Annotated in this window: 13 protein-coding genes; 6 read left to right on the top strand and 7 right to left on the bottom strand. The window is 61.3% G+C overall.

Features of this window, described 5'->3' with window-relative positions; translation table 11 throughout:
* A partial coding sequence (locus ACSSNI_RS22290) for an OprD family outer membrane porin (RefSeq protein WP_448260304.1) occupies window positions 1-504 on the top strand: 504 nt, incomplete at its 5' end.
* A gap of 83 nt (window positions 505-587) precedes the next feature.
* On the opposite strand, the gene pcaD is transcribed toward ACSSNI_RS22290, so the two are convergent.
* The 6 genes from pcaD to ACSSNI_RS22260 all read right to left on the bottom strand — a co-directional run bounded on the left by pcaD (window position 588) and on the right by ACSSNI_RS22260 (window position 6,575).
* The gene (gene pcaD, locus ACSSNI_RS22285; protein WP_200639564.1) at window positions 588-1,376 is read right to left on the bottom strand and encodes a 3-oxoadipate enol-lactonase; all 789 of its coding nucleotides are present in this window, start codon (window positions 1,374-1,376) and stop codon (window positions 588-590) included.
* Between the two features lie 198 nt (window positions 1,377-1,574).
* Window positions 1,575-2,780: a 3-oxoadipyl-CoA thiolase gene (gene pcaF / locus ACSSNI_RS22280; protein ID WP_200639563.1), complete on the bottom strand. Its 1,206-nt coding sequence runs from the start codon at window positions 2,778-2,780 to the stop codon at window positions 1,575-1,577.
* Entirely contained in the window at window positions 2,777-3,571 is a 795-nt protein-coding gene (locus ACSSNI_RS22275) for a CoA-transferase subunit beta (protein WP_200639562.1), read from the bottom strand. The genes pcaF and ACSSNI_RS22275 overlap by 4 nt, the downstream gene beginning before the upstream one ends.
* Window positions 3,571-4,440, bottom strand: coding sequence for a CoA transferase subunit A (locus ACSSNI_RS22270; RefSeq protein ID WP_148925998.1), 870 nt, complete (start codon window positions 4,438-4,440; stop codon window positions 3,571-3,573). The genes ACSSNI_RS22275 and ACSSNI_RS22270 overlap by 1 nt, the downstream gene beginning before the upstream one ends.
* 186 nt (window positions 4,441-4,626) lie before the next feature.
* Window positions 4,627-5,469 (bottom strand): IclR family transcriptional regulator domain-containing protein, encoded by an 843-nt coding sequence (locus tag ACSSNI_RS22265; protein ID WP_148925999.1) that lies wholly within the window; start codon window positions 5,467-5,469, stop codon window positions 4,627-4,629.
* Window positions 5,470-5,675: 206 nt separating this feature from the next.
* A complete protein-coding gene (locus ACSSNI_RS22260; RefSeq protein WP_200639561.1) occupies window positions 5,676-6,575 on the bottom strand; it encodes a LysR family transcriptional regulator in 900 nt (299 codons plus the stop codon).
* A gap of 167 nt (window positions 6,576-6,742) precedes the next feature.
* Between ACSSNI_RS22260 and ACSSNI_RS22255 the strand changes: the two genes are divergently transcribed.
* The 4 genes from ACSSNI_RS22255 to ACSSNI_RS22240 all read left to right on the top strand — a co-directional run bounded on the left by ACSSNI_RS22255 (window position 6,743) and on the right by ACSSNI_RS22240 (window position 10,857).
* Window positions 6,743-7,441 (top strand): CoA transferase subunit A, encoded by a 699-nt coding sequence (locus tag ACSSNI_RS22255; protein ID WP_200639560.1) that lies wholly within the window; start codon window positions 6,743-6,745, stop codon window positions 7,439-7,441.
* 24 nt (window positions 7,442-7,465) lie between these two features.
* Complete coding sequence (locus ACSSNI_RS22250) at window positions 7,466-8,125, top strand: CoA transferase subunit B (RefSeq protein WP_200639559.1); 660 nt, start codon at window positions 7,466-7,468, stop codon at window positions 8,123-8,125.
* 75 nt (window positions 8,126-8,200) lie between these two features.
* Window positions 8,201-9,382 (top strand): acetyl-CoA C-acetyltransferase, encoded by a 1,182-nt coding sequence (locus tag ACSSNI_RS22245; protein ID WP_200639558.1) that lies wholly within the window; start codon window positions 8,201-8,203, stop codon window positions 9,380-9,382.
* Between the two features lie 134 nt (window positions 9,383-9,516).
* The gene (locus ACSSNI_RS22240; RefSeq protein ID WP_200639557.1) at window positions 9,517-10,857 is read left to right on the top strand and encodes a short-chain fatty acid transporter; all 1,341 of its coding nucleotides are present in this window, start codon (window positions 9,517-9,519) and stop codon (window positions 10,855-10,857) included.
* Between the two features lie 276 nt (window positions 10,858-11,133).
* Here ACSSNI_RS22240 and ACSSNI_RS22235 read toward each other — a convergent pair whose 3' ends face one another.
* A complete protein-coding gene (locus tag ACSSNI_RS22235; protein WP_200639556.1) occupies window positions 11,134-12,816 on the bottom strand; it encodes a methyl-accepting chemotaxis protein in 1,683 nt (560 codons plus the stop codon).
* A 663-nt stretch (window positions 12,817-13,479) separates the two neighbouring features.
* Between ACSSNI_RS22235 and ACSSNI_RS22230 the strand changes: the two genes are divergently transcribed.
* Window positions 13,480-15,018, top strand: coding sequence for an MBOAT family O-acyltransferase (locus ACSSNI_RS22230; RefSeq protein WP_200639555.1), 1,539 nt, complete (start codon window positions 13,480-13,482; stop codon window positions 15,016-15,018).
* The last annotated feature ends 6 nt before the right edge of the window (window positions 15,019-15,024 follow it).

The raw sequence follows: 15,024 nt of genomic DNA, 5'->3' as shown, positions 1-15,024 counted from the left end.
AACCAGAGCTTCAAGACCGACCTGCGCTACGTGCGCTCCACCGATGACGGCGGCAGCAACGTCGACAACAACGCCTTCGGCGCGCTGTTCACCTACAAGCTCGGCGGCCACGCGTTTACAGGCGGTTACCAGACGTTGAGCGGCGACACCGGTTTTGCGTATATCAGCGGTGGCGACAACATGCTGATCAACCTGCTGCAGATCAACGACTTCGGTAACGAAGACGAGAAATCCTGGCAGGTCCGCTACGACTATGACTTCGCTGCGGCGGGCATCCCCGGGCTGAGCCTGATGACCCGCTATGTGTCCGGTGACAACGTCAACCTGGCAGGCGGCGGAGAAGGTGAAGAGTGGGAGCGCGACACCGACATCGCCTATGTAGTCCAGAGCGGGCCGTTGAAGAACCTCGGCATGAAGGTGCGCAACGCCACCGTGCGCAGCAACTTCGGCAGTGACATCAACGAAACCCGCGTGATTCTCAGCTACACACTGGCGCTTTGGTAAGACTAGAAAGCAACACGGCAATGACTCCTCGTTGATCTTTGCCGGGCCCTTGCGGCCCGGTTTTTTATCGAATCGAGGATTGCTCAGCCGCGCAAAAACGCCAGCACCGGACGGGTGAACTCATCGCCGGTCTCGACGTTCGACAGATGCGCCGCCTCCAGTTCGATCAGCTGCGCACCGTTCACATGAGCCTGGATGAAGCGCCCGTGTTCAGGTGTCGTGACCGGATCGTGGCGGCCACAGACCACCAGCGTCGGTACCTTGATCGCGCCCAGCTGCTCCCGATAATCGGCATCGCGCACCGCAGCGCAGTTGGCGGCGTATCCGGCCGGTGAGGTGCCTGCGATCATCTGGGTAATACCGCCGGTCTGCTCGGGCGAGCGACCGGCGAAGGTCGCTGTGAACCAGCGTGAAATGGCGGCATCGCGCATGTCGCGCATGGCCTGCTCGCCGCCGCGCAGCACGCCGTCGATCCGCTCGTTCCACACCGCGTCGGTGCCGATTTTCGCGCCGGTGTTGCACAGCACCAGACGGGTCAAGCGCTCGCCAGCGTGGATGCCCAGCCATTGGCCGATCAGGCCACCCATGGACAAACCGCAGAAGGCAAAACGGTCGATTGCCAGGGAATCGACCAGATCAAGCACGTCCCGACCGAGCTGCTCGATGCTGTAAGGGCCGGGTGTCACGGAGGATCCACCGTGGCCACGGGTGTCATAACGCAGCACACGAAAGTGTTCGCTGAATGCGGGGACCTGTGCATCCCACATGTCGAATGTCGTGCCCAGCGAGTTGGACAGCACCAGCACAGGCGCATCCACCGGGCCATCGAAGCGGTAATTCAGTTCGCCATCGGCGAGTTTGATGCTGGGCATGGGAGCCCTCCTGAACGTCGATCAAAGTTGGCCGCCCGCACGCGAGAAAGGCGCGGTGCCTGCCGTCACACAGTGCCGTGGCGCGGTAAATGCCGTCGCGGGTGGCGCTGGTGGCCGAAGCCCGCCCTACAAGGGTGCGACATTAACGGCCGTTGTTGGGCCGCGCGGCGTTCCGCTGCAGCCCACCCTGGCGAGACCTCAGACCTTTTCCAGCGCCAGCGCCAAACCCTGCCCCACGCCGACGCACATGGTCGCCAGCCCCAGCTTGCCGCCGTTCTTTTCCAGCGCATGCACGGTCGTCAGTACCAGCCTGGCGCCGCTCATGCCCAGTGGGTGGCCAAGGGCAATGGCGCCGCCCTGCGGGTTGACCTTTGGGCTGTCATCTTCCAGCCCGAGGTCACGCGTCACCGCCAGCGCCTGGGCGGCGAAGGCTTCGTTGAGTTCGATCACATCGAAGTCGCTCACGGCCAGATTCAGCCGCTCGCACAGCTTGCGCACTGCCGGTACCGGACCGTAGCCCATGACCCGAGGCGCCACGCCGGCGCTGGCCATGCCGAGCACTTTGGCGCGAGGCTTGAGGCCGTACTTCTTAACCGCTTCGGCGCTGGCGAGAATCATCGCCGCCGCGCCGTCGTTGACACCCGACGCGTTACCGGCGGTCACCGTCTTGTCCGGCCCGTTGACAGGTTTGAGCTTGGCCAGCGCTTCGGCGGTGGTGTCCGGACGCGGATGCTCGTCGGTATCCACGACGGTATCGCCCTTGCGGCCCTTGATCACCACCGGGACGATTTCCTCAGCAAAGAACCCGGCCGCCTGCGCCTTGCCAGTACGTTGCTGACTGCGCAGCGCGAAGGCGTCCTGGTCCTCACGACTGATCTGATGCTCTTCGGCCACGTTGTCGGCGGTTTGCGGCATGGCGTCGACGCCGTACATCTCCTTCATCTTCGGGTTGATGAAGCGCCAGCCAATGGTGGTATCCTCGATCTTTTGTGTGCGGCCGAATGCGGTATCGGCCTTGCCCATCACATAGGGTGCGCGGGTCATGGACTCGACGCCGCCGGCGATGGCCAGCTCCATCTCACCACAGGCGATGGCGCGAAAGGCGCTGCCCACGGCATCCATGCCCGAGGCACAGAGCCGATTGAGTGTCATGCCCGGTACGGTTTCCGGCAGGCCGGCCAAGAGCGCGGCCATACGCGCGACGTTACGGTTGTCCTCACCCGCCTGGTTGGCGCTGCCCATGAAGACTTCCTCAACCGCCGCCGGGTCGAGCCCGGGGTTGCGCTCGAGCAGTGCCTTGATCGGCGTGGCGGCCAGATCATCGGTTCGCACGGCAGCCAGCGCACCGCCGAAGCGGCCAATGGGCGTGCGTACTGCATCGCAGATATAGACTTCGCGTGTCACTCGTCACCTCCAGCTTGTCCGTGGGCGGCGGCAGTGCGGGCCTCAAGGGCTCGCAGGGCCTCCAGTTCAGTAGTGGTCGGCGCCTCGGTTTCGCCCAGTTGATCGGCGAAACGGATGGCCCAACCGGTGTTCTCGATTACCTGTTCACGGGTCACGCCCGGGTGCAGCGAGGTCACCACGAATTCGTTGGACCCGGCTTCGGGCTCCATGATGCACAGGTCAGTGATGATTCCTACCGGCCCATTGCCCGGCAGCCCGAGCTGCTTGCGATGATCACCGCCCTCGCCAAAACCGACCGAGGTGATGAACGCCAGCTTGTCGACAAAGGTGCGGTGCGACTGTTTGAGAATGATCAGCACCTGCTTGGCCGACCCGGCAATTTCCGGCGCCCCGCCCGCCCCTGGCAAGCGAACTTTCGGTTGATGATAGTCACCGATCACCGTGGTGTTGATGTTGCCGTACTTGTCGACCTGCGCCGCGCCGAGAAAGCCGACTTCGATGCGGCCACCTTGCAGCCAGTAGCGGAAGATCTCCGCGGTGGGCATCACAGTGTCAGCGGTCTCGGCCAACTCGCCGTCGCCGATGGACAGCGGCAGCACGGACGGCTTGGCGCCAATGGGGCCGGATTCGTAGATCAGCACCACTTCAGGTGCGTGAGTCAGGCGCGCCAGATTGGCGGCTTTGGACGGCAGGCCGATGCCGACAAAGCAGACGATGCCATCACCGAGCCGCCGGGAGGCGGCAACGGTCATCATTTCGTTGGTGCTGTAGTCATTGGCGTGAGCGCTCATCACTTGGCCTCCTGCTGCGCGGCCAGCTTGGCCCCTATCTTTTCTTGAAACGCTGAGAAATCTTCGGTACCGCGAATGAACTCATCGATCCAGGCGGTGAAGGTATCGCGGTCGCGGGCAATCGGGTCCCACTGCTGATAGAAGCGGTTGTCGCGCTCGTAGTAGCCATGCGCGTAGGACGGATGCGCCCCTCCCGGTACCAGACACACGGCACTCAGTGCCCAGGTTGGCAATACGCAGGCATTCATCGGTGCCTGCAGGTCATCGACGATTTCCTCGACGGTGACGATGCAGCGCTTGGCTGCCAGCGCCGCTTCCTTCTGCACACCCAGAATGCCGGCGATAAGCACGTTGCCCTTGCGATCGGCTTTTTGCGCGTGAATCACGGTGACATCCGGACGCACGCTGGGAACTGCAGCCAGGGTTTCGCCGGTGAACGGGCAGTCGATGAACTTGATCATCGGGTTGACCTTCGGCAAATCGGAACCGAGATAGGCGCGCAGGACGGCAAACGGCAGTCCGGACGCACCGGCAACGTAGGCATTGGCCAGATCGGCATGGCTGTGCTCTTCGATTTCCAGCGGCTGCGGCCACTGCTTTTCCACCGCATCACGCAGGCGATGCAAGGAACCCACACCCGGATTGCCGCCCCAGGAGAACACCAGCTTCTTTGCGCAACCGGCGCCGATCAGGAGGTCATAGACCAGGTCGGGGGTCATCCGCACCAGGGTCAGGTCCTTCTTGTCCTGACGGATGAGTTCATGGGCGGCGGCGGTGGGAATCAGATGCGTGAAGCCTTCAAGCGCAACGGTGTCACCGTTGCTGACGAAGCGATCCACTGCTTCGCGAAGGGAAAGGAGGTCGGCCATGGGTCAGTCTCGTGTGAATAACGAAATGCGCGTGATGCGCTTGCGATCCACACTACCCATCGAGCCCCGCCAGAACAATCCGATAATCGATTAGCCGTGCGATTACCGAACACTAACCTCAGCACCTCGGTCCGACCAAGACAGGCTCCCCTCGCCATCCGCAGTATTTGGATAACGGCTGCAGCATCAGTGAAACAGACGGGTGCTCAGCTCCTGGCTTGCCTCCAGTAACACCGGCAGGAAGCGCGTCTCGAGCTCCTGCTTGGTCATGCGGCTGGCGTGGGTGCCGACGTTCAGCGCGGCCAGCACTTGGCCCGCAGAATCCTTGAGCGGCACGGCCAGCGACCGCAGGCCGACTTCCAACTCCTGGTCAATGATCACCCAGCCCTTTTGTCGTATCTCGGCTATCGAGCCACGAATGGCCTCGGGCGTATGCAGCGTACGGCTGGTCTTGATCTGCAGATTGGCATGTTCCAGATAATCGTCCAGCGCCGCATCATCCAGTGCCGCCAGCAGAATGCGGCCCATGGAGGTGCAGTACGCAGGCAACCGGCTGCCGACACTGAGATCGACCGAAATCAGTCGCTGTGGCGTGGCAGAACGCGCCACGTAGAGGACTTCATCGCCTTCCAGCGTTGCCATCGAACAGGCTTCGTGGAGTTGATCGCTCAGACGGTCGAGAATCGGCTGCGCGGTGACCGCCAGCGGCGTTGAGGACAGATAGGCATGGCCGAGGGTCAGTACCTTGGGCAGCAGCGAATAGGTGCGACCGTCAGTCGTGGCGTAGCCCAGCTTGATCAGCGTGTGCAGGCAACGCCGCACGGCGGCCCGGGGGATTTCCGTGCGGTGGCTGATCTGGGCAATGGTCAGATGGCGCTTGCGCTCCTGAAAGGCATGTATCACCGCCAGCCCCCGCGCCAGCGAGGTCATGAAATTGGGATCGCCGGTCAGCGCTTCGATGCGTTTGGCCGGCGACGCGATGATGGCCGGCGCCATCGGAGCAAGACTGGGGCGGGATTCGTCATTCATAGCAGGCGTCCTTGGCGAAAGTGATGGGCGATTATCGTACTGGCGTTCGATAATCGCAGAGCTGATTACTTATAGCCAAGGGCTGTTGCTGTTACAAAGTTGCCAGGTGCCACTACTTCAACGCAGACATCCCAGACGGCCGGTTACCGCACGCTTTCGAAGGATTACCTCAGGCCCAGAGTCACTGCTGCCGTGGCCTCGAGCGCTCAGGCAGGACCGTATGGATAGTTCGTTTCTGCGCGCAAGGTGTCTGCAATCGCCTGCGCCGCCACCGAGAGTTCGTGACCGGGCTTGGTGAGGATGCCAACCGGTTTCTCGATCACCGGATCGGTCAGTGCAACACAGCACGCACCGAGCTCCAGCATCTGCTGACGACACAGCGCCGGTACGGCACTGACACCCAGACCACTGCCCACCATGCGCCCCACCGTTGCCAGCTGGTGACTCTCGAACTGCACCGGTAACTGACGGCCCCGCGGGCGCAGGTGGTCTTCAAGCATGACGCGCACCGTCGAGGGGCGCTGAAGGGTAATGAAGGGATATTTCAGCAAGGCGTCCCAACTCACTTCCGTCTGGCTCGCCAACATCGAGTCAGCCGGCACCACCGCCACGAAGCGGTCGGTGTACAGCGGCGTGAAGGTCAGCGGTGTGCTGGGCTCGGGCTCGAAGGCAATGCCGATTTCCACCAGGCGGTCACGGACCATCTCCATCACCTGCTCGTTGATCACGTCATGCACGGTGACGCTGATTGAGGGGTAACGGTCGCGGAAGGTACGCAGGACCGCCGGCAGCAGGTTGCCGGCAAAGGACGGCATCGAGGCCAGAACCACCCGGCCCTGTCGCAGCGTAAACCGCTGACGCAGCTCATCCTCGGCATTATCCCAATCGGCCAGTAAGCGACGCGCCAGCGGCAGCAGCGCTTCGCCTTCAGGGGTAAGGCTGACGGCACGCGTGGTGCGGCTGAACAACCGCCCTCCCAGGCCGTCCTCAAGCGCCTTGATGGTCAGGCTCAGCGCCGACTGCGACAGATGCAGACGCTCGCAGGCCTGGGCAAAACTCAAGGTGTGCGCCACAGCCAGGAATGCGCGAAGTTGTTTGACGGTCATCAGCAGCGTCCAGGAGCAACGGGGTTGCGGTAATCGATAGGTTGTTTCGATTTATCAATTAATAGCGCTTAAAAATCAACTTAACAAATCCACTCATCAGGGGAAGACTCAAGCCACGACCCCGTCATCATCACGATCAGGTCTCCAACAACAAGAAGGAAAGGTTTATGGCTGGTTTCGACAAGCGCGTGAATTCCTATGCCGAGGCACTTGAAGGCCTCGAAGACGGCATGACTGTTCTGGCCGGTGGCTTCGGCCTCTGCGGCATCCCTGAAAACCTGATCGCCGAAATCAGGCGCAAGGGCACCCGCGATCTGACAGTCGTTTCCAACAACTGCGGCGTCGACGGCTTCGGCCTCGGGGTACTGCTGGAGGATCGGCAGATCCGCAAGATGATTGCGTCCTACGTCGGTGAAAACGCGCTGTTCGAAAAGCAGCTGCTCAACGGCGAGCTGGAGGTCGAGCTGACGCCCCAAGGCACGCTGGCGGAAAAGATGCGCGCAGGCGGAGCCGGCATTCCGGCCTTCTACACCGCGACCGGCTACGGCACCCCCATCGCCGAAGGCAAGGACGTGCGTGATTTCAATGGCCGTCCACACATCCTCGAGCACGCCATCACCGGCGACTTCGCCATCGTCAAGGGCTGGAAGGCGGACCGCTACGGCAACGTCATCTACCGCCACACCGCGCAGAACTTCAATCCGCTGGCCGCCGCCGCCGGCAAGGTCACCGTGGTGGAGGTCGAGGAAATCGTCGAACCCGGCGAGATCGACCCCACCCAGATCCACACGCCTGGCATCTACGTCGACCGCCTCATCTGCGGCACCTTCGAGAAGCGCATCGAAAAGCGCACCGTCCGCAGCTAATCAAAAGAATAAGAGGAACAGACCATGGCACTGTCTCGTGAACAAATGGCCCAGCGCGTCGCCCGCGAACTGCAGGACGGCTTTTACGTGAACCTCGGCATCGGCATCCCGACTCTGGTTGCCAACTACGTGCCGGAAGGCATGGAAGTCATGCTGCAGTCGGAGAACGGCCTGCTCGGCATGGGCGCCTTCCCCACCGAGCAAGAGCTCGACGCCGACATGATCAACGCCGGCAAACAGACTGTCACCGCACGGGTCGGGGCGTCCATTTTCAACTCCGCCGAATCCTTCGCGATGATCCGTGGTGGGCATATCGACCTCACCGTACTCGGCGCTTTCGAGGTCGACGTTCAGGGCAACATCGCCTCCTGGATGATCCCCGGCAAGCTGATCAAAGGCATGGGCGGCGCCATGGACCTGGTTGCTGGTGCCGAAAACATCATCGTGCTGATGACGCACGCCTCCAAGGATGGCGAGTCCAAGCTGCTGCCCAAGTGCACCCTGCCGCTGACCGGTGCCGGCTGCATCAAGCGGGTACTGACCGACCTGGCCTATCTGGAAATCGAGAAAGGCGCCTTTGTCCTCAAGGAACGCGCGCCGGGCGTGAGCGTCGAGGAGATTGTCGCCAAGACTGCCGGTGAGCTGGTGGTCCCGGATCACGTGCCGGAAATGCAGTTCGCCTGATCGGCGTATTTCCAAGGCCTCGTGGTGCGCGCAGCGCATGCGGGGCTTTTCCCGCTTCGGATTGGAGAATTTTTCATGCAAGACGTCGTTATCGTCGCCGCCACTCGCACTGCCATTGGCGCCTTCCAAGGCAGCCTGGCGAACATCGCCGCGCCTGATCTGGGTGCAGCCGTGATCAAGCGCCTGCTCGAGCAGACGGGGCTCAACCCTGCCGAAGTCGACGAAGTCATTCTCGGCCAGGTGCTGACCGCCGGTTCCGGCCAGAACCCTGCGCGTCAGGCGTCTATCAAGGCCGGCCTGCCCCATGCCGTACCGTCATTCACACTGAACAAGGTGTGCGGTTCGGGCCTCAAGGCGCTGCATCTGGCGACCCAGGCCATTCGCTGCGGCGATGCCGAGGTGGTTATTGCCGGGGGCCAGGAAAACATGAGCCTCGCGCCCTATGTGCTGCCCAAGGCCCGCACAGGCCTGCGCATGGGCCATGCCGAGCTGGTCGACAGCATGATCAGCGATGGCCTCTGGGATGCCTTCAACGATTTCCACATGGGTATCACGGCGGAGAACCTCGTCGACAAGTACCAGATCAGCCGTGAAGCGCAGGACGCCTTCGCTGCGTCATCACAGCAGAAGGCCGTCGCCGCCATCGAGGCCGGGCGTTTCAACGACGAGATCACGCCCATCGAAATTCCTCAGCGCAAAGGTGATCCGCTGCGTTTCGACACCGACGAGCAACCACGTGCCGGGACCACCGCCGAGTCACTGGCCAAGCTCAGGCCAGCCTTCAAGAAGGACGGTTCGGTCACCGCGGGCAACGCCTCCAGTCTCAACGACGGCGCCGCGGCGGTGTTGCTGATGAGCGCCGACAAAGCCAAGGCGCTCGGCCTGCCGGTGCTGGCGACGATCAAGGCCTACGCCAACGCAGGCGTTGACCCCGCAATCATGGGGATTGCGCCGGTGTCGGCCACCCGTCGCTGCCTGGACAAAGCCGGCTGGTCGCTCGACGAGCTGGACCTGATCGAAGCCAACGAGGCCTTCGCCGCCCAGGCACTGTCGGTGGGGCAAGAGCTCGGCTGGGATGCGAGCAAGGTCAACGTCAACGGCGGCGCCATCGCCCTGGGCCACCCGATTGGTGCTTCGGGCTGCCGGGTGCTGGTCACGCTGCTGCACGAGATGATCCGCCGCGACGCGAAAAAAGGCCTTGCCACGCTGTGCATCGGCGGCGGCCAGGGCGTTGCACTGGCCATCGAGCGCGGCTAAACCAACTACATCGGCTCATAACGGAGGATTAACGCTGCGACCAGGATCGACCGCCTCGACGTATTGAAATGACTGCGGCGCACGCCACGCACGTGCACCGCCTTAAAAAGAAGAATAACCAAGGATCAATAGCCATGCTCAGCTCCGTTACCGCTTTGAGCGTCAAGCTCATTCAGCGATACCTCCCCTCGCCTTTCGTGTTTGCCATTCTCCTCAGCCTCATCGTCCTTGCTGCCAGCATGCTGGTCACCGGACAGGGTTTGCCCGCCATGGCCCAGCACTGGGGTACGGGTTTTTGGAATTTGCTCACCTTCGCCATGCAGATGGCGCTGATCCTGGTCACTGGCCATGCCCTGGCCAGCGCCCCCTTGATCCATCGCTTGCTGGCGGGCCTGGCGCGAACCGCCCGCACACCAGGCCGTGCGGTAGTACTGGTTACGCTGGTGGCGCTGGCCGGCTCGTGGATCAACTGGGGCTTCGGCCTTGTGATCGGTGCGGTGTTCGCCCGCGCCCTGGCCCGTGAAGTAAAAGGCGTCGATTATCCATTGCTGGTCGCTGCGGCCTACTCGGGCTTTCTGATCTGGCACGGCGGACTGTCCGGTTCCATCCCCCTTTCGCTGGCCACCGGAGGGGCAGATCTGGAGCGCATGACCGGCGGCGTGGTGACTGCCGCCATCGGCGTCGGCGACACCCTGTTCACCACCATGAACCTGACCATCATTGCACTGCTGGTGATCGGTCTGCCGATCCTCAACTGGGCCATGCATCCGAAAGACCCAAAAGTTGCGGACCCTGCAAAACTGCTAGACCCCGCTCATGAGGCCCTGCCGCGTAACACCCTGGCGCAGCGCATGGACGACAGCCGCATCCTCAACCTGATCATCGTTGCGCTGGCTGTGGTGTATTTCGGTTTCTACTTCGCTGCGGACGGCTTCGCTCTAACACTGAACATCGTCATCGGCTTATTCCTGTTTATCGGCCTGGCGCTGCACGGCTCGCCCGAACGCTACATGCGTGCGGTACAGGACGGAATCGGCGGCATCAGTGGCATCGTCATCCAATTCCCCTTCTACGCCGGAATCATGGGGATGATGGTCGGCGCCAACGCTGAGGGGTTGTCACTGGGCCGGCAGATCACCGACACCTTCATCGCCTGGTCTTCGGCAGACACCTTCCCGGTGCTGGCTTTTCTAAGCGCTGGGCTGGTCAACGTCTTCGTACCATCCGGTGGCGGCCAATGGGCTGTGCAAGGACCGATCATGCTGCCGGCTGGCCAGGCGCTCGGCGTGACGCCAGCCGTCACAGCCATGGCGATTGCCTGGGGTGATGCCTGGACCAACATGATCCAGCCGTTCTGGGCACTGCCGATCCTCGGCATCGTTGGGCTCGGTGCGCGCGACATCATGGGCTATTGCCTGCTGATGCTGGTGTATTCGGGCATCGTCATTTCAGGCTGTTTGTATTTCTTCGGCTGATGCGAAGTCCGGCGGGGTGGATGTCGCTTTTTACATCCACCGTGACATCGCTCGGTGGGCAGCCACCCGGTGGATCGCCACCCGGTGGATCGATGAAGCGTGATCCACCCTAGGTGTGCATGAAGATCGGTGCGCCAGGGTGCCGCCGCTATGTCTTCGGCTGATAGACCAAGATCGGCTCTTTGAGAGCTGGCCTGCGCTAAACGAAAAACCCCGCGCGTGCGGGGTTTTCTTTATAAAACTGATATTGAGCCGATCTGACCAGATTGGGCCGCGTCAGATGCGGAACTGGCGCACCAACCCACCCAGACGCTCACCCACATTGGCCAGGTTGCGCGCGGTCTGGGCACCCTGCTGGGTTTCCTCGGCGACGTTTTCCACTGCTGTGGCGATCTGGTGAACGCTACGGTTGATCTCTTCTGCCACCGCCGTCTGCTCTTCAGCGGCGCTGGCGATCTGTGCGTTCATACCGTTGATAGTGGCGATCAGCTGGGCGATGGCGTCCAGCGAAGCGCCTGCCTGATTGGCCTGAGCACTGCTGGCATCACCCGCTTCGCTGGAACGGCTCATGGCGGCTACGGCCTGCTTGGCGCCGCTCTGCAGGCGGTCAATCATCCCCTGGATTTCCTGGGTACTCTGCTGGGTGCGACTGGCCAGTGCACGAACCTCATCGGCGACGACCGCGAAGCCACGTCCGGCCTCACCGGCGCGAGCGGCCTCGATGGCGGCGTTCAACGCCAGCAGGTTGGTCTGCTCGGCAATCGAACGGATCACGTCGAGCACCCCCACGATCGCATGCACATCCTGCTGCAAAGCATCCAGCGAGGTGCCGCTGCTGCGGATCTCCTCAACCAGCGAATGGATCTGGCGAATGCTGGAATCGACCACGGCTTTTGCCTGCTGCCCTTCCTGATCGGTCTGTTGCGCGGCTTCAGCGGCGCCTTGCGCGCTGTGTGCAACTTCCTGCGCAGCAGCGGACATCTCATTGATTGCCGTGGCGACCTGATCGGTTTCCTGGCGCTGGGTCTCCATGGCTTTTTCGGAACGCTGTGCCTGGGATGCGACCTCGGCGACCATGCCGGTCAGTTGCCCGGTCATCTCCGCAACCTGGCTGACCATGGTGTGGATCTTGCCAACGAAACGGTTGAACGAGCCGGCCAGCTGGCCCAGTTCGTCGCTGCGATCTTCCGGCAGGCGGTGAGTCAGGTCACCGTCGCCTGCGGCGATATCATCGAGCTGAGCGCGAATCACCTGGATCGGCTTGACGATGGAGTTGCTGATCAGCACGCCAGCGATACACAGCGCCGCCAGCATCACGCCAGCGATAACCAGAATGCTGGTTAGGATCGAATTGACCCGGCCTTCGATGTCCGTCCTCACCCGGTCCAGGGCCAATTCGATATTGTCGAGATTGACCGCCGTACCCAGCGCCAAGTCCCACTTCGGCAGGTAATAGCTGTAGGCAAGTTTCGGTACCGATACCTTGTCATTACCGGGCAAAGGCGATGAGTAGTTGACGTAATAGGTGTTGTTTTTCGCGACGGCCACCAATTCACGATTGATGTAGACGCCATTGGAGTCACGGCGGTCGCTCAGGTTGGAGCCAACATCCACCGGACTTTCCCCACGGAACAGCCGAACAACATTGGAGTCATGGCCGAAAAAGTAACCATCTTTGCCGAACTTGATCTTCTTGAGGATGGCGATGGCCTCGTCACGGCTGGCCAAATCCCCTTGCGCGGCCGGCTCGTAGAGGTGAGCCACACTGCTCACACCAATTCGCATGTAATCCTCGAGCCGAGTCCGAGCATCGTCGATCATACGCTCGCGGGTAGTTTCCAACTCTTCGTCGGCGAGACCGTGAAGGATTTTTGCCGCGGCGCCGCTTAGGACCAAAGCAAAAAGGGTGACGGGCACCAGCGCAAGAAGAAGGACTTTAGTTTTTAGCGTGAGTCGCATGGATGGCATCCGAGTATGTGAGTACTTATCAGTCATCGACTGACTCAGCCGGATCTTTACGCCGGTCCAACCTCAGATAGAGGTTCTGCGACGAACAGCACACTTGCCGCTAAAGAACCGCAGGTCGGCGTTCTTACGCTCCGCTTTAAATACCTGTCTGAATACAGTATTGCGCTCGGTACATCTGCATATCGACTTGTTCAAAGCGAATCCTTAGGGGATTCCCGACGCTGGTCGCGTGGTTGAAATTTCAGATCACCTAGATCCAGCGCCACTCGAGGCAAGGCGAATCCAAGCGCACAGCACCCGCGTGTGGCCCTGACGCATGCGGCAACACGCCGCCTCTTCTATTCGCGTATTCCCCGGTCTCTCACAAACGGCTCTAAAAGGGCCGTTTCGCTTGATTTTGCTGGCTTGCCGCCTGTCTGGACTGCTAAGACAAATGGATGAGCGGAGCAACTTTCGCTTACAACTCTGTGTCGCAGTTAACAGACCAGGCATTGGTTATGTGCAGCTGACAACTGTTCGCAACAAGAGCTAAGTTCGGGCTTGCGTGACTTCGGAAACGCACCAGCGAGCGTAGTTCGGTATGTGATGGGTCATCACTACATTCACCGTTCCGAAGAACGGCTGTTATTTGTTCAGGGATAGGGAATAAGAACAATGCTCTTCAATTCGATGGTATTTATCGCCGGGTTTCTTCCGGTGGTTTTACTGGGCTTCATTCTTCTCGCGGGCTCCGGCAGACAACGCTTTGCCGCCATCTGGCTGACACTGGCGTCGCTGGTGTTCTATGGCTGGTGGAACCCAGCCTATGTTCCGCTGCTGGTGGGTAGCATGGTGGTCAACTACCTGATCGGTGGCCACCTGCTGCGACGGCCATCGAAGGCCGTGCTGATACTCGGCGTTGCCGCCAACGTCGCCCTGCTGGGTTACTACAAATACACGGGCTTTCTCTTCGGCACACTCGACAGTGTCTTCAACCTCGGTTGGTCCGTGGGCGACATCATCCTGCCGCTGGCGATTTCGTTCTTTACCTTCCAGCAGATCGCCTATCTGGTGGACGCGCACGACGGCGAAGTCGCCGAGCATGATTTCGTCAATTACTGCCTGTTCATCAGTTTCTTCCCACAGTTGATCGCCGGTCCCATTACCCACCATGGCGAGATGCTCAAGCAGTTCAATGACAGCAGCACCTTTCGCCCTCGGATCGACAATATCTCGCTGGGACTGACGGTCTTCGTGCTCGGCCTGTTCAAGAAAGTGATCCTCGCCGACCCGCTGGGGGAGAATGCCTCGCCGGTCTTTGCGGTTGCCGCGAGCGGCACCGTCCCGTCGCTGTATGACGCCTGGTATGGCGCACTCAGCTATACGCTGCAGATCTACTTCGATTTTTCCGGCTACAGCGACATGGCGATCGGCCTGGGATTGCTGTTCGGCCTGCGCTTGCCAGTGAACTTCAACAGCCCGTTCAAGGCTCACAACGTGATCGATTACTGGTCGCGCTGGCACATGACGCTTACGCGCTTTCTCACCGCCTACATCTACAACCCTATCGTGATGCGGATCACCCGCAAGCGGATGGCCACCGGCAAGCCGCTGCCCCGGCGAGGGAAGATGAGTGTCGGGACCTTTGTCGTGCTGATCGCTTACCCCACCGTGCTGACCATGTTTATCTCTGGTGTGTGGCACGGCGCCGGCTGGCAGTTCGTGGCATTTGGACTGTTGCACGGCTTCTACCTGGTCGTCGCTCACGGCTTCCGTGCTTACAAGGCGCGCCATGGTCTGCCGTTGGACAGTGACAAGCTCTGGCACCATGTCGGCGCCGTGCTGCTGACCTTCCTCTGTGTAGTCGTGGCGATGGTGTTCTTCCGTGCCAACAGCCTGACGGCGGCGATGGCCATGCTGTCGGGCATGGTTGGCTTGAGCGAGTTGCGCACCGACTTCGACAAGTCCGACTACCTCACCGTCGCCATACTGCTCGCCTTCGTCTGGATCATGCCCAACGTGCAGCAGTGGATGGCAGGCTTTCGTACGGCGCTGGACGCCCAGCCGCGCGAAAACTGGCTGCTGCGCTGGTTCCCGATTGCCATGTGGAGCCCAACGCCGGTCATCGGCATCGCCATCGGCGTGCTGAGCTTCTTTGCACTGGCTGTTGCCTTTTCTGTGGCGCCTACCGAGTTTCTTTACTTCCAGTTCTAACCGCCC

Source organism: Stutzerimonas tianxiuensis (assembly GCF_053470365.1).
This window is presented reverse-complemented; position numbering and strand designations above follow the sequence as displayed.

Coding starts and splice junctions, on each gene's coding strand:
- ACSSNI_RS22250 (WP_200639559.1), top strand. CDS start 7,466: ATGGCACTGTCTCGTGAACAAATGGCCCAGCGCGTCGCCCGCGAACTG.
- ACSSNI_RS22260 (WP_200639561.1), bottom strand. CDS start 6,575: ATGACCGTCAAACAACTTCGCGCATTCCTGGCTGTGGCGCACACCTTG.
- ACSSNI_RS22270 (WP_148925998.1), bottom strand. CDS start 4,440: ATGGCCGACCTCCTTTCCCTTCGCGAAGCAGTGGATCGCTTCGTCAGC.
- ACSSNI_RS22240 (WP_200639557.1), top strand. CDS start 9,517: ATGCTCAGCTCCGTTACCGCTTTGAGCGTCAAGCTCATTCAGCGATAC.
- ACSSNI_RS22275 (WP_200639562.1), bottom strand. CDS start 3,571: ATGAGCGCTCACGCCAATGACTACAGCACCAACGAAATGATGACCGTT.
- ACSSNI_RS22230 (WP_200639555.1), top strand. CDS start 13,480: ATGCTCTTCAATTCGATGGTATTTATCGCCGGGTTTCTTCCGGTGGTT.
- ACSSNI_RS22265 (WP_148925999.1), bottom strand. CDS start 5,469: ATGAATGACGAATCCCGCCCCAGTCTTGCTCCGATGGCGCCGGCCATC.
- ACSSNI_RS22235 (WP_200639556.1), bottom strand. CDS start 12,816: ATGCGACTCACGCTAAAAACTAAAGTCCTTCTTCTTGCGCTGGTGCCC.
- ACSSNI_RS22245 (WP_200639558.1), top strand. CDS start 8,201: ATGCAAGACGTCGTTATCGTCGCCGCCACTCGCACTGCCATTGGCGCC.
- ACSSNI_RS22255 (WP_200639560.1), top strand. CDS start 6,743: ATGGCTGGTTTCGACAAGCGCGTGAATTCCTATGCCGAGGCACTTGAA.
- pcaD (WP_200639564.1), bottom strand. CDS start 1,376: ATGCCCAGCATCAAACTCGCCGATGGCGAACTGAATTACCGCTTCGAT.